Here is a 25,522-nt window from a genome sequence, read left to right as displayed (position 1 = left end):
AATTTGAGGTCATAAACGGGCTTATTATTAATGGAAAAAAGGTGGAGCATAAAACCCGAGAGTGACCCAGAAATGGTTAATCACTTAGCCGAGGTTCTCAATATAAATCATGTGTTGGCCAATCTCTTGGTGCAGCGAGGGGTGACAAACTATGATGAAGCCAAAGCATTTTTTCGCCCGAAACTTACCGATTTGCACAATCCATTTCTAATGAAGGATATGGAAAAAGCTGTGCATCGAATAAACAAAGCATTTGATCAACACGAAGATATCATGATCTATGGTGATTATGATGTGGATGGAACAACCAGCGTTGCTTTGGTTTATTCGTTTCTTAAAATCCATTACGAAAAACTACAGTTTTATATTCCTAATCGTTACGAAGAGGGGTATGGAATTTCTTATAAAGGAATTGATTTTGCAGCTGAACAAGGTATTAAACTGGTAATAGCACTCGATTGTGGTATTAAAGCAGTTGAGAAAGTTGATTATGCAAAAGAAAAAGGAATAGACTTTATTATATGTGATCATCATACGCCCGGTGATGAATTACCAAGTGCGGCAGCTTGTCTGGATCCAAAACGAAGTGATTGTCATTACCCTGATAAAAACCTCTCGGGTTGTGGGGTTGGCTTTAAACTGATGCAGGCGTTTTGTCGTTTTAATGATTTTAAGGAGTCTCAGCTTTATGATTTAATCGATTTAGTTGCTGTTAGTATTGCCTCAGATATTGTACCTATTATTGGAGAAAACAGAATTCTGGCATATTACGGTTTACAAAAACTGAACTCCAGTCCTGGTATCGGTCTTAAATCTATTATTAAGATTGCCGGAATGGAAGGCAGAGAAATCACCATCAGCGATATAGTCTTTAAGATAGGACCGCGTATAAATGCTGCAGGAAGAATTGATGCCGGAAGTGATGCAGTTGAATTATTGGTGTGCGATCAGGAGAATGAGCATCTTGTTAAAGAGATGAGTGAGAACATTGATGCCAGTAACGAAACACGGAAAGATCTTGACCGAAGTATAACCATTGAGGCACATGAGCTCATAGCCAATAACGAAGAACTTTTAAATAAGAAATCTACTATATTATTTAATGCTAACTGGCATAAGGGAGTTATTGGAATTGTGGCATCAAGGCTAACAGAATCCTTTTATCGACCAACTATTATATTGACGGAGTCAAAAGGCTTTGCAACAGGAAGTGCCCGCTCTGTTGAAGGTTTTGACTTATATAAAGCAATAGAATCGTGTAGTGATTTACTTGAGAATTTTGGTGGGCATATGTATGCTGCCGGTTTGACCTTGAAGATTGAGAATATTCCGTTATTCAAAGGACGGTTTGAACAATATGTTGAGGATAATATTCAGCCAGAACAGTTAGTACCTCAAATTGACGTTGATTCGCTTTTGCATTTAAAGGATATTACACCAAAGTTTAATCGTATTTTAAAGCAATTCAGACCTTTTGGTCCAGGGAATATGAAACCGGTTTTTGTGACCCGAAATGTATTTGATTACGGAACCAGTAAAGCGGTAGGCAAGGATAAAGATCATTTGAAGCTTGAATTAATAGAAGAACATTCTGCGGCTATCAAACAAGGAATTGCCTTTTCGATGGGTAATGCCTTAAAAAAGATTAAAGAAAACAGTGCTTTTGATATTTGTTATACAGTAGAAGAAAATTTCTATAATGGTATTACCACTCTTCAGGTAATGTTAAAGGATATAAAATTCCAGGATCGAGGTTAAAATAACTTCACAAATTTTAATTCAGACCTCATATTTTTAGGTTTTTATTATGTAGAATGGTTATAAATAATATTTTTTGAAATATTTATCGAAAAAATATTAAAAAGGGGGTTAAATTGTATAAATATGCTAAAATTATAGATGATGCTTAAATATTTAGGGGTCTAATTGAAAAATTAACGTTTATTTCAAATTATTACTCGTTTCGAAGGGGGTTAAAAAATTTATATGTGAAAATTGAAAATATTTAAATCAGCTCTTACTGGCTTCTATTTGTAAGTTAAGTTTGGGAAGGATTAAATTTTATATATATTTAACAAACGGAAAAGATTACCCTTTCCCTTAAATCAGATAAAAATCCAAATGATAAAAGGCTTTGCATTGCAAAGCCTTTTATCATTTACTTGTACTTCATTGTTTTATAGTGCGATACTTTCCAAAAAATATATGATAAGCTATTGAATAATTATTTTCAATAAAAAGTAATGATTTCAAACCAGTCTTAATATTTGTTAAATCATATATCTTTATTCTGATATGCAAGTTTTGATTATCTGAAGAACCTGCTATTATTGGAATTGGTAATTCTATTCATTCTTTAGAATAAAATTTAATAACGAAATAGATCCAATTCATTTTTCTTCTGTAGTTTGATAAAAATATTATTACGTATATATATTGTTGTAAAGTTAGTCAAATTCAATTCCTATGACAACAATGCAAAGTTTGTACTATATGAAAATTCAATTCATCAATTGGCTTAATATGTGGACTGACAAATGAGAAACCAATTTTTATTGGTCGCTCCGAAGAAGGAGAGTTGGATGAGAACGAAGCGAAAAGACTTCAAAAATTGCAAGATGAAGCAGAGGAGGAAGAAATGTCAGGGGGATTTTTAGGTCCGGAAATACATAGCTGAAATAAGGTGTTTTAAGAGGTGTTTTATGATATTAATTGCGATTGTATGGTTTGGAGGTTTAGCTGCCGGATTTATCTTTTTCTATCCTCAAATTCTTTTTATTATTGGCATTGTTGCATTAATTAAAGGAATAGTTGAAGGAAATTTGGCAGGCAAGAAAAAATAACTTTAAAAAGTTCTGCTTATATCTTATTGTTTATTTGAATAATAGAGAAGTAATGAGCATTCATAAATAAAATAAGCATAATTTTATTGCGAAAGGCTTTTGATAATATGAAATTCCTTTCTATTTTTGCATCCGCTGAAAAGGTATTAAGCCTTTTGATGCCGGGCCTATAGCTCAGCTGGTTAGAGCACCTGACTCATAATCAGGGGGTCCCTGGTTCAAGCCCAGGTGGGCCCACCCCGTAAAAAAAGCAGTTACCATCGGTAACTGCTTTTTTTTATTTGATTCATTTGTTATTATTTACTTAGTTTAATGACAAATCCACCACCTTTCTTCATTGTTATTTTTAGCTGATCTGTACTTGATACATACTTTTCCTGATATTGATAATCTTCGGCATTTCTGTTTGCATTAACACCGTCTATCAATAATGAGGCTTTATAAGTACCATTCTCAATTATTTTTGAAAGATCGATGGTAACGTCACGTTCTGTCCAGTTATTTAAACCTCCAATATACCAATCGTCACCTCTTTTTCTTGCTATAATAACATATTCGCCAACCTGGCCTTCCAGAGCTTTCGTATCATCCCATATTGTTGGAACTTCACCTAAGAAATGCAGTATATCAGGGTATTTTTCATAGGCTGTTGGAGCATCACATAACATTTGTAAAGGCGCAAAATACACCACAAACATTCCTAATTGATGGCAACGGGTTCCCATACTTTGAGGATTATAATAACTCACTTTGTAATCGCCCTGAATTGAGTTACTCATCGCTCCAGGTGTATAATCCATTGGACCTGCAATCATACGTGTAAAGGCGATATCAACATTATGTGATGGTGTTTCTTCATCATTAAACTTGTTGTACTCACCTCCATGGACGCTCTCGTAATTTATTAGGTTAGGATAAGTACGATGCAAACCGGTTGGTTTGCTACATCCGTGATAATCGATTAATAAGTGATGCTTAGCAGCCTCTATAATCATGCGTTCATAAAATTCAATGGCAATCTGATCATCACGATCGATAAAATCAATTTTAACACCAGCTATACCCCATTTCTCAAACAGTTCGAATGCTTCTTTGTATTGTTTGTCGATTGTGTGCCAAACAGCCCATAAAATCAATTTTACACCTTTTTCTTTCGCATATTGAGTCAGATGTTCCATGTCAATCATTGGAGTCGGTAATAATACATCAAATTGATCCGACCATCCTTCATCCATTATTACATACTCAATGTTGTTGCGAGCAGCAAAATCAATGAAATATTCATAGGATTTATTGTTAATTCCGGTTTCAAATTCAACACCTTGCAGGTTTAATGCATTCCACCAATCCCATGCAACTTTTCCCGGTTTTACCCAACTGGCATCAATCTGTGAAGGTCGTGCTAATTTATAAACTAAATCAGAATCGGCCATTTCAATATCTGATCTCGCTATGGAAATAGCTCTCCATGGAAAAAATCGTGTTCCTGTTGTTTTAGCTATGTAATCAGCTCGTTCGGTAATTTTTAAACGAAAATTATTCTGAACCCATTCAGTTGGGTACTTGGCATATTTAGCTGTGAGGTATGAGCGATGTGCATGATTATTGGACTTGGACAGATACATTCCAGGATAATTAAAAAGGTCTGATTCCAAAATTGTCAGTCTGATTTTATCAGCTATGATTGTACTAGGTAAACTAATCAGATTATCTGGTGTCACTTCTCTTAAAGTCTGGCGGGTATAAAGCTTTTCAAAAGAAGTGGTATACGAATCAACAACATGACTAAGCATCTTGTGATTTTCCCAGAAACGATATTCAACCTCTTCATCGTAAACAACTAAATCGCCTTTTAATGCGGTTTTGAATCGGTATGCAATTCCATCATTGTATATTCTGAAGATAAGAGAATAGCCTCCTTTAAAATCAAGAGTTAGTTCATTATATTGATCTTTTACTTCAGAACGAATACCCCAAACCGTTTTAATGGTTTTATTCTCGGTTGCGGTTGATTGATTTAAAAGAGTTGGTTTAAGTCCTAATACACCTTTGTTAGTCGTCATCGAAATTGGTGAATACCAAATAGTTTCTATCCCATCAACCATCAAGTCGTAATAAATCCGATCGGTTATTTTAACATTTACTTTAATGGATTCATCGGGTGAAGAAACGGATGCAACCTGCGAAAAAATTTGCATCGAAAAGGCAAAAAGGGTTACCAAGAGAAGTTTTATTTTCATAAACAAATCAGTTTATTAGTTATTTGTCTTGTCATCATTAAAAATTGTTGTACCCGAAAGTCTGATTTGATATGGCCACTGCTCATCATTTTCAGGTTTAAAATCCATTTCATGAATCCAATGCTCAGTTGGTGCTCCACATACCATCAACCAAAGATTGGATGTATTATCCGGTACTGTAAATGTCACAGTATCTGTTTTATTAGAGAAAATGGGGCTATAAATTCGTTCTTTATTTTTTAGTTCGGCAACAAAACCATACCGCCATCCAGCTTTTTCTGTTTGAATAATGTTATAACCATTGGCGTTGATAAGTCCATTAAATTCCATTGATATCTTCGTTTCTCCATCTGGAATAGATAAGCGGATACCATTATAACCATAGTTTTGTGGGCAATTTTCCTCCGATATTTGATACCAGTTATCATTGATGGGTTTTAAGGTACTGGTGTGTTTATTGGCAAATTCACACGCAATATTGCGGATGCGATCCATGTCCCATGTCATAAATTTTAGATATGCGTCGGCTATCTCGTCGTTAAAAGCTTTTTGATCCATCCCCTGAATTCGTTTATAGGTTATTACAGGATCTTCTCCTTTTTTTGCACTTCTCCAAAGTTTTCCAATGAATTCACGTCCATATTTATTTGACCAATATTCCAATACGTAAGGTGTACAATACATATTATCTTCATGAAGAAAGGCCTTATGAGTATTATTCATAAAGTTATCGAAATGATAAGTCTCTAATTGCATCCAGTTTGGATAGAATTGAAATAGCATGTATTGCGAGGTCATTTCATAGATCGATCCCGGATCAAAGCCATCATTGCCATCAGCTGCTACCTGAAATTGAAATGCATGACCTAGCTCGTGAGCCATGGCAGCATAAGGTTTTTTTTGAATGCGATTAGGAGAAAGCCAAACAACTCCTATTGTATCGCCAGCTCCGCCACCATAAACTGTTCCATCATCGTTGTGATAGGCAAAAATCAGCATACGTAGACTGTCTGTCTTCGAGTGTCCTTTTTCGATGAATTTTAAGCTATCGCGATAAAAGACAAACATCCGTTCACTTTCTTCCATTAGATCGTTCATTTGAAAGCGATATTTTTCATCAGGCGTAGTAGCCGGATCAGATCCAAATGCCTGCTCCCATAAAATGGCAAGATTATCAGTTTCTTTCATCCGATATTTGCTAAATTGGGCCAAACTATCTGAAAAATCATTGCCTTCCTCCACATTCCAAATTTCAGATGAGAAATAGGTTTTTTTCTTAAAGGTATTATCACTTTCTGAAATGCAAGAAGTGATTAATACAAGAGCCAATAGGATGGACAGTATTTGTGAAGTTGTATTCATGATGGTTTTGTTAGTACATTTTATAGCAACGTAAAGAAAGCTAAAACACATTCATACGTTTAGTAGCAATGTTTATAAAACCAGTATAAATGTTCAAGAGTAGCTAAATCATTTTCCAAAATACTCCCGTGGAGACTTACCATAGAATTCGCGGAATCGTCTTGTAAAGTATGTAGGACTGGAGAAGCCCGTTTCGTAAGCTGCCTCAGAGAAGTTACATTGTCCGCTTGAAATTAGTTTAACAGCTTCTTTTAGTCTGATGGCACGAATGAACTCTGTACTTGAACATCCCAGTAATCCTTTAAGTTTTAAATGCAACAACGAACGACTAACGCCCATGTGTTTCATCAGAAAGCTAACATCCATATCCGGATTGCTAATGTTGTCTTTAATAATTGAAGTAAGCTTCTCAATAAATTTTTTATCCGACTCGGAGCATGAGATATCTTCTGCCTTAACCTCCTCATCGCTTCTAAACTTATCGATTAAGCGTTGACGTGTATTAATGATATTTTCGACGTATTTTTCAAGTATGGCCGGATAAAATGGTTTTGCCATGTAATAATCCGCACCACAACTTAAACCATGTAGTTTATCTTCTATGCTATCTTTTGATGTCAGAAGAATTAACGGAATATGCGAATAGTTAATATCTGTTTTTAGTTTCTTAGTTAGTTCGATTCCATCCATAACCGGCATCATAATATCACTGATAATCAGATCGGGTCTGTCTTTTTCAAGATTATCAAAAGCCTCTTTGCCGTTTAATGCTGTTATTACATTATATTTCTCTTCCAGATTCTCTTTCATAAATGAAACAAGTTCAACATTATCTTCCACAACCAATATGGTGGGTTTAGATGATAATGCATCAATGTTAATTAAATCTGACTTGGTAAATTCTGACTGAATTTCATCATCAATAATGTAAGAAGTGTTGGTTGGTCTTGTAATGGTTGAAATTTCATCGTTTTGATAATCTTCGCGGCTTACAGGAATGATAATCTTAAACTTCGTTCCTTTATCCATTTCACTTTCCACTGAAATTTGACCTTTGTGTAATTGTACCAGACTTTTTACATATGCCAAACCGATACCTGATCCGCCTTCCTTGTTGGACTCATCTTCAATCTGGAAGAATCTATCAAATACTTTATTAAGAAGTTCGGGCTCAATACCTTTACCAGAATCAGAGACTTTAATGATCAAATCATATAATTCGGGTATATTTCTGCCTTTTCTCTTTTTGGTTTTGAGTGAAAACTCAATAAGTCCACCTTCAGGTGTGAATTTAAAAGCGTTGGAAAGAAGATTACAGAACACTTTGTCCATCTTATTTTTGTCAATCCAAACAATTTCGTTTGATAAGTTCAGTTGGGTTGATAGTTCAATGCCTTTAGTTTCAGCAATACTATTGAATGAATCGGTTACATCATTCATTAAATCGTTAAGATTTGTTGGGGATACCTCCAGTTTTTCTTTTCCGGTTTCTATTTTTCTGAATTCTAAAAGCTGATTGATTAGTTGAAACAAACGATTTGCATTTCGTTCAATTCCCATTAGCCTTTTACGAAAAGCAGGAGTGATGTTTTCTTCACTCATAATTTTGCTTAGGGGACCTACAATAAGGGTCAACGGAGTTTTTAATTCATGAGAAATATTGGTAAAGAACTCAAGTTTAACACGTGTTATTTCTTCGGCATGCACTTTCTCGCGGTGCTCCAACTCGGCCAAAGCTTTGGATTTTTCAATGTTTTTACCCACACGGAAAACAACCAGAAAGATTAAAAGAATAATTAGAAAATAAATTCCGTAAGCCCAACCTGTAAGCCAGAAGGGTGGAAGTACTTCAATTATTAATTGCCTTTCTTCAGTATCTGACTGTTTTTCATTGTAAACAGCTTTTATATGTAAGGTGTAAGTTCCCGGACTAATGTTGGTATAAGTCGCAAAATTACGGTTACCAACATTGTTCCAGTCAGCTTCCAGTCCTTCGAGGTAGTACATGTATTGACACCTGCCTTGTGTGGAATAGCTAAAGGCTGAAAACTCTATGGTAAAAACATTTTGGTTGTGTTTTAAAGTCAGCTGATCTATTTTATTGATGGATTGGCTGAGAGTTTTACTTCCGGGTTGAAGCGATTCGTTAAACAGTTTAATATCGGTTAAGGCGATAGGGAGATGCTCTTTCTTAGGGATATTAGTTTCCTCATTAAAAGATACCATTCCACTGTTTCCTCCGAAGTAAATGTTTCCTTTACTATCAGTAAATGAAGCTCTGTAATTAAACTGATTAAAAGGGATTCCTGAATTACTGTCTATCAGAGTAAATATTTCTTTTTCGGGCGAAAAATGAATTAATCCTTTATCTGTACTTACCCAAAACCAGCCATTGTCTCCTTCCTCAAGACTAAATATCCAGTGGGCAGGAAAATGATTGGACCGATTAAATTGTTGAACCGACTGATCTTTTATGTTATACATGCACAAACCATTGTAGCAGTCGCCAATCCATAGTCTGCCTTTAGAATCTGTTTTTACAAAATTGATGTTCTTCATATGTGGGACCCGATCAAAAGTATACAGTGAGTCACTAACCGGGTTATACTGGTAAATCTGATTGTAGGAAGAAAACCAGATTATTCCATCATCAGTACTGGTTATGCTTTCGAACTGGATCGATCGCAGGATGTCGGGCCTCAGGGCTGTAAATTTCCTTTTTTTGATACTGTAATAAGTAATCCCTTCTGAGGTGGCTATATAAATGGTATCACCTACTTTCTTAAATTGATAGATTACATCTGAAAGCGTTTGCTCTTCGTTGTTACGATGATAATAACTAAAGGTATTGGTGCGGGTATTTAAAACATTGATACTACCCGTATACGTTGCGATCCATAATTCTTCATCATTAACAAATAATAAATCGTGAAGATTATCGTATGATAAACCATAAGGTTCTGAATCAGAAGAATAAAGTTTCATATTCCCGGTTTCAATATCTAGTTTATTGAGCCCTTTATCTTCAAAACCAATCCAAAGATTACCATCCAGATCTTCTTCGAAACAACTTACTACCCTACCATTAATTTGCCATTTGCCGAATCCGGGTGTCCATGTTCTGAAAAAGTTTTGCTCTCCGCTCCAGAAGTTAATCCCACCAAAATAGGATCCCAGCCACATATTACCTTCCTTATCACAAAAGGTGTCGTAAATAGGATCTGTATTTAATCCCTGCGGTTCTGATAATTTACTTTTTAAGAGTCGAAGCTTATCCGATGAGGGGTTGTAAATGGCTAAACCTGCCTCTGTACCCATCCAGACTCTGCCTAGTTTATCTTCAGAAAAAGCATGGATGAGGTTATGTGGTAATCGATAAGCATCGTTTCGATTGGTTGTGTAATGACTGTAATGCTTGTTTACCAGATTTAAATTTATCAGACCTGTAAAGGAAGAAGTAACCCAGAGGTTGTTATGGCTGTCAATGTATCTTAAATCGTGATCGGCAACATCAATTACAGATGGTAATGAATACTCGTATGTTTTAAAAGTATTTTTATTGTAGACATATATTTGTCCTCCAGTTGTTGAAAAAACCAGCCATTGATCGTTTTCAACTATATCGAAGAAAACCGTTTTCTTGTAGATACTTTTTATATCCAGTTTTGTCAGGATATCTGTTTGCTCAGCAGTTGCTTTGTCAACAAAATAGATTTTGTTATTCTGACAAACCCAAAATCCATTATCAGTAGGAGTGATTAAGGTTGTTGAACCTAATGTGGTTAGTAAATCATAAGGGTAAAAACATTCGAGGCTGCAATCGTAATAAAAGTATTCTTCATCATTGGTGCGACAAATCAGCATCGAGTCTTTAGTGAAGAACAATTTATTGCAATACATCTGAACTAATTCGTGCTGCTGGTTGTAGCTCGGAAAATCACGAAATGTTTTTCCGTCAAACCGTACTACCGACATGCGGGTTGCTGCCCAAATAAATCCATCCACATCCTGAACAATACTTTTTACGTAGGTTGATGGTAGTCCATCCTCATTGGTATAATGACTAAAATAAAGTGGTTCTTCTTCAGAAATTTCAGCCTGAATAGTTACGATACCAAATATCGATACCAAAATATTTATAAACAGATACTTAGCTAAAAACACTTTATTCATAGATTTAAATTTATGAGAAATGGATTAGCTTAGGTTGATTTTAAAGGGTTTTAAAAATATAAACTTAATGATTTATGTATTACCAGTGAATTTTATTTAATCCCTTTGGGCTTCGTTTGTTTATACAATCTTGTAATATCATCAGAATTCATGCTTTTATCATATAATTGAACTTTAGCAATGAATCCTTTAAAATTTTCCATTTCAAAACCAGAGCTTCCAATTAATACTGTATCACTTTCAACAAAAAGCATCAATGGCATTTCTCTGTCAAGTTTGCCATTTATGTAAATACTTTCCTTCATTCCATCAAAAGAGATTGCTACATGATGCCATTGATTTGCCGATGGAGTTTCTTTAAATCCCATATCAACCGATCCGTCGCCATGAGCAATTGCACCAAAAGGACCTTTGCCGAACATCATTGCTGCGTAAGAGGCTTGTAGCATATTATCTCGTGAGTTCCACTTAATGATGCAGTCTCCATTTTGCAATTCCGATACGTATACCCATGCTGATGCGGTAAAGGGTGAATTCCAGTTCAGACTTTGAGTAGGTGTTGCCGATAATTCATAGTAGCCATTTCCATTTAACTCAATGGCTTTTACGCCTTCTTTTGTTATAAATGATGCTTCTCCATTCAAAATAAAATCACCACCCATCAAACCTTTGTTTTTAAACTGGTTGATATTTTTTGCCTTTTGTTTTTGTACATCAAAGTCAACTAATAAACCTTTAGAAACAGTATTGGCTGCTTCAACATTTTGGATATGATTATTTAGTTCCGGTGTTTCAAATAATTGATCATACACTTTTATGTTCCAGATTGCAGCATACATTCCAGCTTTCTCTGTTCCGGTAACCGTAATTTTAATATATCTGGCTTCGGCTTTATTATCATCAATTACTGGACAACCACTTTGTTTGTTCAGGGTGCGATCGGCGAATAAATTCCAATGAATGCTATCTTCAGATGTCTCAATTTTATATTGATAAAAATAGGTTGAATATTCAAACTCTATCATCACTCTCTGAATGGATTGATTTTTACCCAGATCGATTACAAGCGATTGCGGTAAAGAACATCCGGAGGCTTTCCAGATTGTACCGTTATTATCGTCTGTAGCCAGTTGAGGCAGATATTCATAATCCGTTTCTTTTTCGGTGTATCTGTTAACTTCGGCTTTTAAATGATAATAAGATGTTGCTGATGATTTAGCCCCTAAAGCCAGATTTTTTGGATATATTTCATCTGTTTGTCTGCAAATTCCTTCGTGACTGGCATTAATCTTTTCAATAGAATACGGATCAGAAAAGACCATGCGATCCATACAAACCTGACGGAACTCTCCACCTGAGCTATGTGGGTTATCATGTCGGTGATAAACAATATAATACTCGCCGTTTTCCTCTAAAACAGAATGGTGACCAGGAGAATGGATTAAGCCATCTTCGGATGTCTCCAAAATGGGATTGTTTTTGCCATAGTTCCAGGGCCCTTCAGGAGATTTCGACCAGGCATAATGAACAGAATAAGAGCTCAATCGACAATCTCCGGCGGAATACATCAAAAAGTAAATGCTATCCTTCTTTAGAAGATACGCGGCCTCAAAAGCATTAGGGATCTGTTCGATGGGAATAAATCCTTCTTCTTCAATCGTGAACATGTCATCCTGATTGATTTTAACCCACCCCATACCTTTAAACGAGGTACACCAGGTTCCAAAATAGCTGTACAACGATCCATCATCATCCTTAAAAAACTGAGCATCCAAAGCAGGTAAATATTCCTTACTGGTTCCAACGGGTATTACAGCTTTACCTTCGTTTACCGGTTTCCAGGGGCCTGTTGGAGAGTCTGAAACATAGCCATAGATATTACATCCAAATTGGCAATTACCCATGTAGTAATAATATTTTCCATTATCACCTTTAACCACATCTGGAGCCCAGCAATTGGTCAATCCTTCGGGTAAATCCAGATCCATTTCCTGATTGTACCAATGAACCAGATCATCGCTAATCCATACCGATGGCTCGCCTGATGCCAACTTTACTCCATCGCTGGTTGCATAGATGTAATAAGTATCATTAAATTTCTTGATGGTTGGATCCGCAAAGTAACCGGGTAGGAGAGGATTACCATTTCCGGGAAGCATATGAGGCGATTGTGCCTTACCAACAACTGAAAATAGAACAATTAGTAATACTAGTATGAATGGATGTTTGTACATGCTTTTGATGAAGTTTTTATCGTTATTTGGGCGATTATGACTTTATTGTTCTAACAGCAAAAACAGGTCCTGCACGATGACCGTCATGAGGCAGGAGTTCTATTTTAATCTTGTTCTTATTCTCAATCAGTTGTTCCGGAATTTCATAAGTTACATTAATAAATTTTCCCGGGGCCATATTTGTGATGTTTTCGGTAGCAATTACCTGACCTTCAACTGTAATGTCAAAGGTATGGCTTCCGGCAAAACCACCCCAGTATTCAAATACAAGAGAATTCTTTTTCGACGGATCAACAGCCATTTCAAAGGAAGCAAAACCTTCCTTAGGAATCTCACGGTATTTTCTCGATTTATATTCACCTACCCACGATGCTTCCTCTTTAAAGTTATGGTCACGCTCCGGTTGCATTTCTCCCAATCGGAACAGATCAATTGTTTTTAGTTCCAGCTCTTTCTTTTTAGCCTGTTCTTCTTTGTATTTCTTTTGCTGATGCTTCCATTCGTTTGGAGTGTACGAATCCCAGTAAACGGTATAGGTACAATTGTGCGTGCGATAAAATGGTTGCAATTCAACCGCCCTTGGTTGAGCTATATCAGTTAGTTTAAATGTATTAAAACCTTTTCCGGATTTAACTAACCAGCTTGCAGGATTTGCATCTTTTGTCATCAGAACAGGAACATATAAAGGATCAGCAATCTTTGGATCATTTTCTGGTCCCAGAATACCAGCCAACAAAACCGGACCGTTAAATATGGCTAATCTGTTTTTGTTATCCGGCATCGATTCTGTATGGATGTTAAATGGCATATCAATTTTAATCAGGTCACCATTTCTCCATGTATCACCCAGATTAATAAATGATCCGTGTTGAGCATCAAAAGCGAATGTTTTACCATTAATGCTTATTTTAAAACCTTGTGAAGCCCAAGCCGGGTAACGTACTTTTAAGGATAAGTTTTTAATTTCGGCTTGATCAGTTATTACTTCCAAAGTTGTTCCTTCCTCTTCGGGGAATAGGGTAGTTTGTTTTAAGCTAAAACCTTTCTCTTTCCAGTTAACTTCTGAAGCAATAAATTGACCTACAATTAATTCATCTTCAGAATGATAATAAATGTTTTGTGCGTATTTAGCGTGATTTTCCATTCCGGATCCGACACAGCAGGTAAAATCATGCGGATCTTCGTAAACTTTGAACCCACCCATGTCCAGCGACAAATGGTAGATTACTCTTCCATCTTCAGGATGTTGTGATGACAAAATATGATTAATCAAAGCTCTTTCGTAATAATCAAGAATTTCTACGGATGGGTTCCATTGGAAAAGATGCCTTGATAACTTCAGCATATTGTACACACAGCAAGTTTCTGCCGTACTATTACTCAATTGATCGTTTAACTGATCCGGTTCGTATAAATATTCGTAATTGTCGAAGTCTCCCGCTACGTATGCATGATGATGCACCATCATATCCCAGAAGTTGATTGCTCCTTTGTAATCACTTGTATCACCTGTTAATTCATAACTACGTGCGAGAGCTAGAAATTTAGGGACTTGTGTGTTGCAATGCTTGCCCGCCAGAATATCGTTGTTTTCGATGATGGGATCAATAATGGCTTTATGTCTGAATTTTTTGGAATAATGAAGATAGATGGTATCGCCTGTTTCTCCGTAAAGATCGAGGAGTGTTTCAGGCATGCCACCAAACTCGCAGTGCAGCATTTCCTGTAATTGCTCTTCGTTTAAGTCCTTTAGAATTTGCCCAACCCATCTGGCTAACTTTTCATCAATTTCAAGTGCCGTTTTATTATCGCAAAGTTTATAAACGTGAAACAATCCATCCATTATTTTGTGAACGGTATAAAATGGAGACCATAAGCCGTTGAGGTTAAATCCCTGTGCTTTAATTTGTCCTTTGGCAACCTCTTCGGTTAGTATCTTTTCGGTGTTTTCAAAAGCACCAATAAAACCGGATTTGCTTTGATCCTGACACAAGGCTAATTCATCAACGATATAGTTGGCACGATTCAAAAATTCTTTGTCGCCAGTGGTTTGATACATTTGGCTAATAGCTGTCATGTAATGTCCGAGGCTATGTCCGGCTAGTGATTCACCTTCCCATCCCTCATAATGTTCCGCTTTGGCTTCCAATCCGGCATTGGTTCTGAATCTTGCCAGGAAGCGATCCGGTTCATAGGCAAGTAAAGTATTCTTTCCTAGTTCGGTGGCATGATAAAATGGACCTTCGAGCAATGTAACATCTTTAATAGAAAACAACTCAACCCTGGGTTTTACTGATTCATCAATTGCTTTTGGTTTGTCATGATTACATGACATAGAAATCAATAATAAAAGAGTTGTGACAACTAATGTGTGTTTCTTCTTGATACGGGGCGGCGATAATTTGTACATATATTATTCTTTCCTGGATTACTGATTTTTTCTCATGGTGAAGAAGAAAAATATTTCCGGCAACAGCTGTCATGAAGGTTTAAATAACTAGTACAAATGTTTAGCTCATAACACCAATTGCTGAAAATTTATTCATAATCCAATCAAATCTTCTGAGTTAATTCTTTCAAAAATTCTCTTTCTTCATCATTTAAAGCCGGAGCAAGCTTCTCAAAGCATTGATGATGATAATTATTTATCCATCTGATTTCGGCCTCAGTTAATAGACTTTTCTCAATCAGTTTGGTATCGATGGGACAAAGGGTAAGGGTTTCAAATTGAAGGAAACGACCATATTCATTTGTCACCCATTCTTTACAAACCATCACATTCTCGGTTCTTATACCATATAATCCTTCACGATAAAAAGCTGGTTCGTCCGACATTACCATTCCGGGTTCAATCACTCGGTTATTGTATTCCTGTCGGATGCTCATAGGACCTTCGTGAACGTTTAGAAAGAATCCGATTCCATGAGCAGTACCGTGACCATAGTTTCGGGCTGTTTGCCACATGGCATGACGGGCAGCCAAATCAAGATTACAACCTAAGGTATTGGCCGGGAATTTAAGTTCAGCCAGTCCGATGGTTCCCTTAAGTGTGATGGTAAAATCTTCTTTTGCCAAATCAGTTGGATCACCCAAACAAACAGTTCGCGTAATATCGGTTGTTCCTTCTAAGTACTGCCCTCCTGAATCAAATAACAAAATACCATCATTGGTAATGGAAGCAGCCGTTTCGGGTGTGACAGAGCGATGAACTACTGCACCATTGCCATTATAGCCGACAATGGAATGAAAGCTGGCTCCCATAAAATTTGCCTGTTCAGATCTGAATTCTTCCAGTTTAAGTAAAACATCATACTCTGTAAAACTCACAACTCCTGCTGTTTGATATAGCCAATTTAAAAACCTGACCATGGCAACTCCATCTTTTTGCATGGCGATCTCAAACATCTTAATTTCATGATCTGACTTTATGGCTTTTAAGATGGCAGCTATCGATAAAGTATATTCAATTTTGACTTCTTTACTTAAGGCATTTTTTAAAGCGTAGTTAACTCTATCCGGATCAATCAATAATTTGCCATGAATGTTGTTAACATCTGAATAAATCTGCTCATAAGGAAGTATGTTTATTTCTTCGTTTTCCAGTTTATCCTTTAATGAATCCGGAATCTTTTGTTGGTTAACATACAGCGTACATGTTGTTTTACTGATGAGAGAAAAAGCTATAAACACAGGGTTGAATTCAACATCATTACCACGAAGGTTAAATGTCCAGGCGATATCATCCAAGGCAGTTAAAATAATGTAGTCAGCTTTTTTCTCATCCAGATGATTTCTTATCTGATCAATCTTCTCGATGCGTGAATGACCCGCATAATCTACTTCATGTTCAAAGATTGGATTAGATGGTAATTCGGGGCGATCCGTCCAGAATGAGTCCAATAAATCACCACAATCTGTCAGGGTAATATCATAACCAGAAAGCTCTGACTGTAATGACTCATAAGCAGAAATGGAGATGCAGCTGGCATCTGTTCCGGCAAGTTGTTCGGATGTTAATTGACTGCTGATCCATTGAGCCGGACTGGGAGTTCCTTCTATTCTGAATTTCATTAACTGAATACCTGTTCCTTCCAACTGACTGGCAGCCTGTAGAAAATATCTCGAATCGGTCCATAACGCTGCATCGTTTAAGGTAACAACCATAAAACCCATCGAACCATTAAAACCACTGATAAACTCCCTAATCTGCCAATGATTGGGCATATATTCGCTCTGATGAGGATCGGAACCCGACATGTACCATGCTGCGATTCCTTTATTTCTCATTTCATTTCTTAGTTGTTGCAGACGATTCTTTATGATGTTTTCCATGGTTTCTATACTTGTAGTGTTTAAAAAATAAAAGTCAAAGATGAAACTTTGACTTTTATTCGAAATCTAATTTAGCACTTAATATTAATTATAAACCAATTATCTTTTGATGGTTCGAACACTGAATACAGGACCTGCCCGATGGCCTTCATGAGGTACCAGTTTTACCTTTACTTTTCCACCATTAACGGTTAAATTATCGGGTAATTCATATACCTGGTAAAAGAATTCTCCAGGTTGTTTATTTTTCAGGTTTTCAGTTACCAGTTTCTGGTCATTAACAAAAATATCGAAGGTAAGTGACCAAGGGAAACCGCCCCAGTATTCAAATACCAGTGCCATAGGCTGGCCCGAGTAGACTGTCATGTCAAACGAGAACCATCCGCCTCTGTCAGCCTGACGGTATCTTTTTTGTTTAAACTGATCAACAAATACTTTGTCACCCTCATAATTATGATCTCTTTCCGGCTGCATCTCACCCAGTTGAAAGAAATCAATTGTCATGTTATCAATCTTCTTCTTCTGTTCTTGTTTCGCTCTGTATTCAGCCTGTTTCTCGTCCCAGTCAGCCTGGTCAAACAAATCGAAGTAAACAGAGTATCTTCTTTCATGCGTTTGATAAAATGGTTTGAAAACCACATCGCGAGGTCGACCCACATCATGTGTCGTAAAAGTATTTACTTTTCCTTCAACCGGCTCCATCCAATCAGATGGATTGCGTGATTCGCTCATCAATACCGGCACATACATCAATTTACTTACCTTAGGATCATCTTCAGGACCTAAATCGCCTGCCAGTACCAATGGCCCATACATAATGGCTACACGGTTGGAATCATCAGGCATTGTTTCCAGTCTCAGGCTGAATGGCATCTTAAGCTTTACCACATCACCATCCTTCCAATTGCGGTTAATGCTTACAAAACTGCCCGGCTTTTGATTCACTGTAATCGCTTTATCATTCACTGTAATTTCAATGCCTTGCTCAGCCCAATAAGGATAGCGTAATAACAAGCTAAACTTTTTGGCTTGATCTGTTTTGATTGTCAATTGAGTGCCTTGCTCATCAGGATATTGAGTTTCCTGTATGATCTTTACACCTTTATCTTTCCAGTTCAGTTCCGATGCAATGTATTGACTTACATATAACTCATCGTTGTTATGGTAGTAGATGTTACGACCGTATTTTGAGTGGTTCTCCATTCCTGTTCCGACACAGCAGGTAAACCAATGAGGATCCTGATAAACCTTATGACCTCCCATCTCCAGTGAAAGGTTGTAAATAACTCTTCCATCTACCGGATGTTGAGACGACAGAATATGATTGAAAAGAGCACGTTCGTAAAAATCAGCCACTTCGGGTTGTGCTTCCCAGCTAAACATATGACTCGAAAGCTTAAGCATGTTATACACATTGCAGGTTTCAGTGGTACCATCACTTAACTGATCGCGCAGAGAGTCGGGTGCTCCGAAATACTCATGATTGCAATGTCCACCGGTTACATACGAATGATGATGAACAACTCTGTCCCAGAAAAATTCTGCAGCACGACGATCTTTCTCGTTTCCGGTTAATTCGTAGATACGTGCCAAACCAACCAGTTTTGGTACCTGCGTGTTTGCATGTTTTCCGGGCAAAATATTCTCGTTGTTGGATAATGGATCTAGAATAGACTTATGATAGAAAGAATCCGTCATTTTCATATAGGTGGTGTCACCGGTAACTGCGTATAACTCAGCTAAAGCTTCGTTAATACCACCATGTTCACAATTCAACATCAACTGGATTTGGTCATCTGTCAGATCTTTCACAACAGTTAGTAACCAATCGGCAAACTTTTTATTGATCTCAAGAGCTTTTTGATTTCCACATAATTCATAAGCATCCATCAATCCCATCATCACTTTATGCTGGGTATAATAAGGAACCCAAATGCCGTTTAAGTCAAAACCTTGTGAGCGAATATTTCCTTTGGCAACTTCTTCTTCCAGAATCCTTTTCCCATCAGGGAATGCTCCAATGTAGCCATTACCATCTGCTTTCTGACACTCTGCCAATTGATCAACAATGTAATTGGCCCGATTCAGAAATTCTTCGTTACCGGTTGTTTTATACATCATACAGATGGCTGACAGGTAATGACCTAAACTATGCCCGGCAATGGTGTTATCTTCCCAGCCATGGTAATGTTCGGCTTTGGGTTCTAAACCGGCTTCAAAACGAAATTTGGCCAGTAAGCGGTCAGGCTCGTAGTTTAAGAGCGATTGCTCATTTAATTCTGTTGCATGCTTAAAAGGGCCATCCAAAAGTTTGACATCTTCCAGCGGAAAAGTGAGCACCTTGAAATCAACTATTTCCCGTCCGTCAGTTTCAATTCTTGAATCAGTAGGTTGATTACAAGAAATGGCAGAGCACATAAGGCCTAAAAATACAGTGCTTTTTATTAGGTTTTTTAATTGCATAATAATCGTATTTGATTACTCTGTGTAGAGATTTTCTGCACTATGACAGGAAGGACTTTGTTTGAAGTCGGAAAAATATTTACTAACCAAATCATATAAGTCAGGATCATATTTTTTCATGTCATCACGGGTATTAACCCAGTTATGCTTACCATCTGTCTTTGCCACTTCGGCGTTAACATTAAACCAGTTCTGAACGCCTTCTGCCCAGTATTCGTAGATATCTGTGGCAGCATACGTGTTAACGTATTTTCCTTCAGACATTGCTTTATCGAGTAATTGCTGAAGTGTATCGTTAAAGGTTGAATCAATAGGAGCTATACCAATCAGGTGAATAGCGTGCGCAAATTCGTGAATGGTAATATCCTCGGCATGGTACTTGTCAATTTGATAACAAAGAAGATTCTCCTCTGCGCAGGTGGTTAAGGGTAATTCCATATCACCACCTAAACCCCGGGCACGAACATCCCAGTTGATTGTTGTATCATTTGCCAGGTGAGCATGTTCGGGTATGTCGGTAGTTCCTTCGTAACGTGCCATGATTCCTAAACGGGCTCCAACTTTCACCATTTGGTTTAAAACATCTTCAGGCAAATCAGCAGTCATAAAATCAATTATCTCACATGCTTTCACAAAGGCAGAATCGGGCACACGCCACGAACTCATGATATGAATACCATTAATGTTCGCATATTTTTTGTAAAACGGATCAAGATTTAACGATGCAGGCGGTGCTGTAATAGTATATTTTTCTGATACACTGTTACTTTTCTTGTTGTTATTGGCACATGATAATGAAAGTATAACAGTCATCATCACGGCTAAAAGTAAAATCGATTTTATGTTCATTCTTCTTCCCTTTAAAAATGGTTAGTTTGTTGCGTTGTAGTACCAACTATTTTAATTTCCACTCCAGAATACCAGCTGACTCGCCTTCCTGTAGCTTCGCTTTGATACGAATTGCAGTTGTTTCAACAGGTTTAAAGTTAACGGTATTGTATTGATCTAAAGCCACTCCAAATTCGTTACTTGTTTCAACTTCGTTCCATTCTCCGGCCTTGTTTTTATAAAGGATTGACCAATGCTCAGGTACACGGTAGTTACCATCGTAATGATCCATATTCAGCCAGTAAACCGAAGATTGTGCTATCGTAACAGGTGATTCAAATTCATAGTCAACGGTTTCTTCGCTACCTTCTTTCAACCACCAGTAGAAATATGATTTGTCTACATCACCTGAGTTTTTAGGATCGAATCCATCATTTAATCCGGGAGCCCATCCGCTAGATGCAGTCGGAGTTGCTTTAGATTCCAATGATGGAGCTTGTTTGGCAATAGCTGTTTCTTTATTGGCTGCCAACCAAACCAACATGTTTGAAGTTCCTCGGTTGTTCCATGCATAGTAAGGAATAGCTGTTAACTCAACAGTTTCTTCGGTTGTTTCTGCTTTCTCTGTACTAATTTTATGAGCTGGCATTTTTAATTTAACCACTCCTCCCAATAGAGAATCATCAAATTCATGAGTTACTTTAGCATCAGCAGATGCAAAGTTATCGAACATGAAACCATCGTGGTTATCCTTATCCTCGAAACAATATACCACCGGTCCTCTTTGATAAGCTATTTTGCCCTGATCGTAGGTTGCCTTTTCGTTGGCAATAACTTTACGAACCGGCATTGGAAAATCAATAGTGATTTGATCACCAGCGTTCCATTTGGAATCTAATAAGATGTAACCATCTTCGGTTTTAACAGATTCCTTTTTACCATTTACACTTACCGCATATGCATCCTTGTTTTCGTTGGCAAAATGATATAGGTCAGATGGAACAGGTTGATTGTGGGCCCATCCCGGAATTCTGATTTTTAGTTCCATTTTGGTTAATGAAGGCTCATCAATTGTAATGTTAACCTTACCTTCCCATGGATATTTGGTTTCCTGACTAATGCCAATGGTTTCTTCTCCAAAAGGAATTTTAGCCGTGCTTTGAGCAAACAGGTTCACATAAATAGTTCGCTTATCTGTAGCATACATATACCCCGGAACCGATGCCATAAAGCGGGTTATGTTGCCCGGACAGCAAGCACATCCAAACCAGGGAGCTCTTTCATGGTTATGAACTGATTCGAGAGGGTTGTCGTAGAAGAATTTGTCACCACTTAATGACACTCCGGAAATTACTCCATTGTAAAGAGTCCGCTCCAGAACATCGTAATACTTGGCTTCGTGTTCATTCAAGAATAAGCGGTAATTCCAGTACACATTCGAAATGGATGCACAGGTCTCGCAATAGGCAGTCATGTTGTTTAACTCGTAATCAGGACCAAAACCTTCACCCTGAGCACGCGAGCCAATGCCACCTGTGATGTATAGCTTTTTAGAAACAACGTTTTCCCAAACGCGTTTGGTAGCTTCCATTAATTGTTGATCGTGCAGCAATGAAGCCACATCGGTAACGCCTGAGTATAAATATCCTAAGCGAACAGCATGTCCAACAGCTTCTTCCTGTTTAACAACAGGCATATGATCCTGACTGTATGCATTTAATTTATGACCATCGGTTCCTTTCCCGGTTTCATCAACAAAGTATCGTGCCAGATCAAGGTATTTCTTATTGTTGGTAACTCTGTAAAGTTTAACCAGTGCCATTTCAATAATTGGGTGGCCCGAAGGTACATGTTTCTGACCTTCATTAGGCCCAAATACTTCATTCACCAGATTGGCATTTTTGATGGCAATATCCAGCAGAATCCTCTTGCCGGTTGCCTGGTAATGTGCTACAGCTGCTTCGTAAAGGTGACCACTGTTATAGAGCTCATGACTGTTTAAACGATCCCATCGACCTTTACCGTACCATCCGGTTAATCGTTCGCATTTATTGGTTACACAAGTGGTTAGATAACCATCATCTTCCTGACCTGCAGCTATTAATGTGATCACACTATCCAAATAATTGTCCAAGTCAGCATCATATTGGGCAGCTAAAGTATAGGATGCGCCCTCTAATACTTTATAAATATCGGTATCATCAAAAGGAAAATCACCCTGGTGATCAGTTTTAATTAGCCCACCAGCTAATGCAAAATTATCCAATCTGCCTGTTTCTTCACATTTACCAAAGGCCGAAGGAATAGAAACAGTGCGATTGATTTCAATTTTAGGTGCCCAAAATGCATCTGTCAGCTTTACATCGGTAAATGAAACAGGTGTTAGGGGAGCCTTTTGGCCCTCCTTACTCACGCAAGAAAAGGCCAAAAGGATTAGAATTGAGGAATATATTAAATGTTTTAGTTTCATCAATTTGTTGTTGAGTTTATTTCTGATTATTCAACTTCCCATTCGAAAAGTCCTGCGGCATTATCATCCGGAAGTTGAACTTCAATTTTTACAGCTTTTGTGGTTACCGGCTTGAATGAAATGGTATTAAGGGTTCCTTTCACTATTGGATAGTCTGTATCGTTTTCAACCGGAGTCCAGTTTCCTTCGCTGTCTTTATAGTAAATCTTCCATGCCTTAGGAATTCTGCAACCACCCCATGGTGCATCATCATACCAAATTACAGATGAGCTTGAAACCGTATTTTCTTCCTGAAATTCGTATGAAATCCACTCGGTTGTTCCTTGTTTGGGCCACCAATGGTAATAAGGAATCGATCTATCGTGTTCATCTTTGGGTACCAGTCTATCGTTAACGGCACTAATAGCTTTTACCATATGCGAAGCATCCACTTTACTTTCGGATGCCAGGGTTGGTTGTTGAACAGGACGTGTTGATCGTAGTTCATTTGAGAACCAGACTGCCATTTCTCCGCTGCCACGGTGGGCCCATGCATAGTAAGGAATAAGTTTCAATTCTACATCCTCTACTTCTATCTTGCCCTCTTTGTTATAAGCAAGCACCTGAGCATTGGTCTGGATCATGTTTAAACCATAAAGCATATCAGGTTTTTCTGTCACGGTAAATTCTGGTTTTTGAGGAATGAAAGCACTTAGCACGCTAAAATCATTATCGGGCCACTCAGCACAATAAACAATTGGTCCGCGTTCGAAAGATACTTTACCCTGATCGGCTTCAACCAATGGATGAGCTTTGACAACACGTGTTTCCATATCAAAATGTACAGAAACCATATCTCCTTTTGACCATTTACGCGAAACAGTAAAATAACCGTTGGTTAATTCACTTTCAACAGCTTTACCATTTACCATTACAGTGTATGATAAGCGTTTTTTATCAGCAAATGAATATAAATCGCTAGGTACAACCTGACCTTGCACCCAGCCCGGAACACGGATCTTGAGATTGAAGCTTTGTTTTTTCTCAGGATTTACTTCAATTGCAACATCACCATTCCAGGGGTAAGATGTTTTTTGAGTTAGATTTACCTTTTTACTATTTACATCCAATGTTGATGTGTTGGACATAAACAGGTTCACATATAAATCGCTGTTGTGAACGGCATAGATATAACCGGGAACAGAAGGAATAAAACGTGAAACATTGGATGGACAACAAGCACATCCAAACCAGGCCTGACGCTGGTGCTGACCAATTGATTCCAGGGGGTTAGGGTAGAAGAATCCGTCACCGTCTAATGAAACTCCGCTGATTAATCCGTTATAAAGCGTACGTTCCAATACATCGTAGTATTTTGATTCTCCATGAAGAAGGAATAAGCGGTAGTTCATGTAAACATTACCAATGGCAGCACATGTTTCACAGTAGGCTGACATGTTTGGTAATTCGTAATTCTTACCAAAAGCTTCACCGTGGTTGGTTGCACCAATACCTCCGGTAATGTATAGTTTCTTTCCAACAATGTTATCCCATATACGATCGATGGCATGAATATATGAAGTGTCGCCGGTTAAAGCTGCAACATCAGCCATACCCGAATACATGTATGCGGCACGAACTGCATGTCCAACTGCTTCATCCTGCTCCAGAACGGGTTTATGCGATTGACTATATTCTGTTTTGATGGTAGTATAACCTCTCTTATCCAATAAGAATTTTGCAAGGTCAAGGTATTTTTGTTCTCCGGTAACCACATATAATTTAGCTAAAGCCATTTCTGCAATCTGGTGACCCGGAACCACACACGCCTGATCGTGACCATCACCTACTTCGCGAACAGCACAATCAGCATAGGCTTTAGCAATATCCAAAAAGTTGGTTTTACCAGTAGCCTGGTAATGAGCTATGGCACCTTCAACCATATGCCCCAGGTTATATAACTCATGACTTAAGTCTTCCTCTTTTTCCCATCTTTTCGAACCGGCCCATTCATGTGGATGTTTAGGATTCATGGTTCTGCTGGTATACAAATATCCATCAGGTTCCTGAGCCGCTTTTACGATCACCAAAATACTATCGATGTAATGATCTAGTTTAGCATCCGGGAAAGTCTGCATTGAATAACTCGCACCTTCAATGGTTTTATATACATCGGTATCATCAAATGATAAACCTCCAACTTTGATTGTATCACTCGGATGGGCTGCATTGATGAAGTTTTGATACCGACCTGTTTCTTCACATTTACTAAATGCCAATGGTATGGTCACTTCACGACTTGCTTTCAGACGTTGTCCCCAAAAAGCATCGTTAACTTTTACCGAGGTAAAAGGCACTGGAGAGATTGGATATCCACTATTCTTATCTTGCGCATAGGTTGTAAAAACGATGCAGGACAGAAGTAAGAAGGCAATTTTCTTCATTGTATTTAATTTTTTGATGATTCTGGATTATAGATTGTAAAAATAAGTTGGGGGAGTTACTTATTATGTCACGTTTTCATTAATATTTAGTACAAATGTTTATTAACCCTTATTCTTATTCCTTTTAATTCAATAATATACTGACATTACATTA

General features: G+C 37.6%; 12 protein-coding genes and 1 tRNA gene. 3 read left to right on the top strand and 10 right to left on the bottom strand.

Going from position 1 to position 25,522, the window contains the following annotated elements; translation table 11 throughout:
• Window positions 1-30 precede the first annotated feature (30 nt).
• From recJ to ACRD62_RS00140, 3 genes are all read left to right on the top strand, one after another.
• On the top strand, window positions 31-1,758 hold the full coding sequence (gene recJ / locus ACRD62_RS00150; RefSeq protein ID WP_430818091.1) for a single-stranded-DNA-specific exonuclease RecJ: 1,728 nt from the start codon (window positions 31-33) through the stop codon (window positions 1,756-1,758).
• A gap of 944 nt (window positions 1,759-2,702) precedes the next feature.
• Entirely contained in the window at window positions 2,703-2,843 is a 141-nt protein-coding gene (locus ACRD62_RS00145) for a hypothetical protein (RefSeq protein ID WP_430818090.1), read from the top strand.
• 163 nt (window positions 2,844-3,006) lie between these two features.
• A tRNA-Ile gene (locus tag ACRD62_RS00140) sits at window positions 3,007-3,080 on the top strand.
• Window positions 3,081-3,139: 59 nt separating this feature from the next.
• On the opposite strand, the gene ACRD62_RS00135 is transcribed toward ACRD62_RS00140, so the two are convergent.
• The 10 genes from ACRD62_RS00135 to ACRD62_RS00090 all read right to left on the bottom strand — a co-directional run bounded on the left by ACRD62_RS00135 (window position 3,140) and on the right by ACRD62_RS00090 (window position 25,368).
• On the bottom strand, window positions 3,140-5,083 hold the full coding sequence (locus ACRD62_RS00135) for a glycoside hydrolase family 97 protein (protein WP_430818089.1): 1,944 nt from the start codon (window positions 5,081-5,083) through the stop codon (window positions 3,140-3,142).
• 15 nt (window positions 5,084-5,098) lie between these two features.
• On the bottom strand, window positions 5,099-6,445 hold the full coding sequence (locus ACRD62_RS00130; protein ID WP_430818088.1) for a DUF6055 domain-containing protein: 1,347 nt from the start codon (window positions 6,443-6,445) through the stop codon (window positions 5,099-5,101).
• Between the two features lie 108 nt (window positions 6,446-6,553).
• The gene (locus tag ACRD62_RS00125) at window positions 6,554-10,618 is read right to left on the bottom strand and encodes a hybrid sensor histidine kinase/response regulator transcription factor (protein WP_430818087.1); all 4,065 of its coding nucleotides are present in this window, start codon (window positions 10,616-10,618) and stop codon (window positions 6,554-6,556) included.
• Window positions 10,619-10,710: 92 nt separating this feature from the next.
• Window positions 10,711-12,852: a family 43 glycosylhydrolase gene (locus ACRD62_RS00120; RefSeq protein WP_430818086.1), complete on the bottom strand. Its 2,142-nt coding sequence runs from the start codon at window positions 12,850-12,852 to the stop codon at window positions 10,711-10,713.
• A gap of 34 nt (window positions 12,853-12,886) precedes the next feature.
• Window positions 12,887-15,262: a beta-L-arabinofuranosidase domain-containing protein gene (locus ACRD62_RS00115; RefSeq protein WP_430818085.1), complete on the bottom strand. Its 2,376-nt coding sequence runs from the start codon at window positions 15,260-15,262 to the stop codon at window positions 12,887-12,889.
• Window positions 15,263-15,405: 143 nt separating this feature from the next.
• The gene (locus ACRD62_RS00110; protein ID WP_430818084.1) at window positions 15,406-17,184 is read right to left on the bottom strand and encodes an aminopeptidase P family protein; all 1,779 of its coding nucleotides are present in this window, start codon (window positions 17,182-17,184) and stop codon (window positions 15,406-15,408) included.
• A gap of 99 nt (window positions 17,185-17,283) precedes the next feature.
• Window positions 17,284-19,647 carry a beta-L-arabinofuranosidase domain-containing protein gene (locus tag ACRD62_RS00105; RefSeq protein ID WP_430818083.1) on the bottom strand — a complete coding sequence of 788 codons (2,364 nt, stop codon included), beginning with the start codon at window positions 19,645-19,647 and terminating at the stop codon, window positions 17,284-17,286.
• Between the two features lie 15 nt (window positions 19,648-19,662).
• Window positions 19,663-20,496, bottom strand: coding sequence for a M90 metallopeptidase family protein (locus tag ACRD62_RS00100; protein WP_430818082.1), 834 nt, complete (start codon window positions 20,494-20,496; stop codon window positions 19,663-19,665).
• A 46-nt stretch (window positions 20,497-20,542) separates the two neighbouring features.
• Window positions 20,543-22,945 carry a glycoside hydrolase family 127 protein gene (locus ACRD62_RS00095; RefSeq protein ID WP_430818081.1) on the bottom strand — a complete coding sequence of 801 codons (2,403 nt, stop codon included), beginning with the start codon at window positions 22,943-22,945 and terminating at the stop codon, window positions 20,543-20,545.
• A gap of 26 nt (window positions 22,946-22,971) precedes the next feature.
• Window positions 22,972-25,368, bottom strand: a complete 2,397-nt coding sequence (locus ACRD62_RS00090) for a glycoside hydrolase family 127 protein (RefSeq protein ID WP_430818080.1) — start codon at window positions 25,366-25,368, stop codon at window positions 22,972-22,974.
• Window positions 25,369-25,522: the final 154 nt, after the last annotated feature.

The organism is Carboxylicivirga caseinilyticus (assembly GCF_050589785.1).
Lineage (GTDB): Bacteria > Bacteroidota > Bacteroidia > Bacteroidales > Marinilabiliaceae > Carboxylicivirga > Carboxylicivirga caseinilyticus.
The sequence above is the reverse complement of the archived record's forward strand: the minus strand, read 5'-3'. Positions and strand labels throughout refer to the sequence as shown.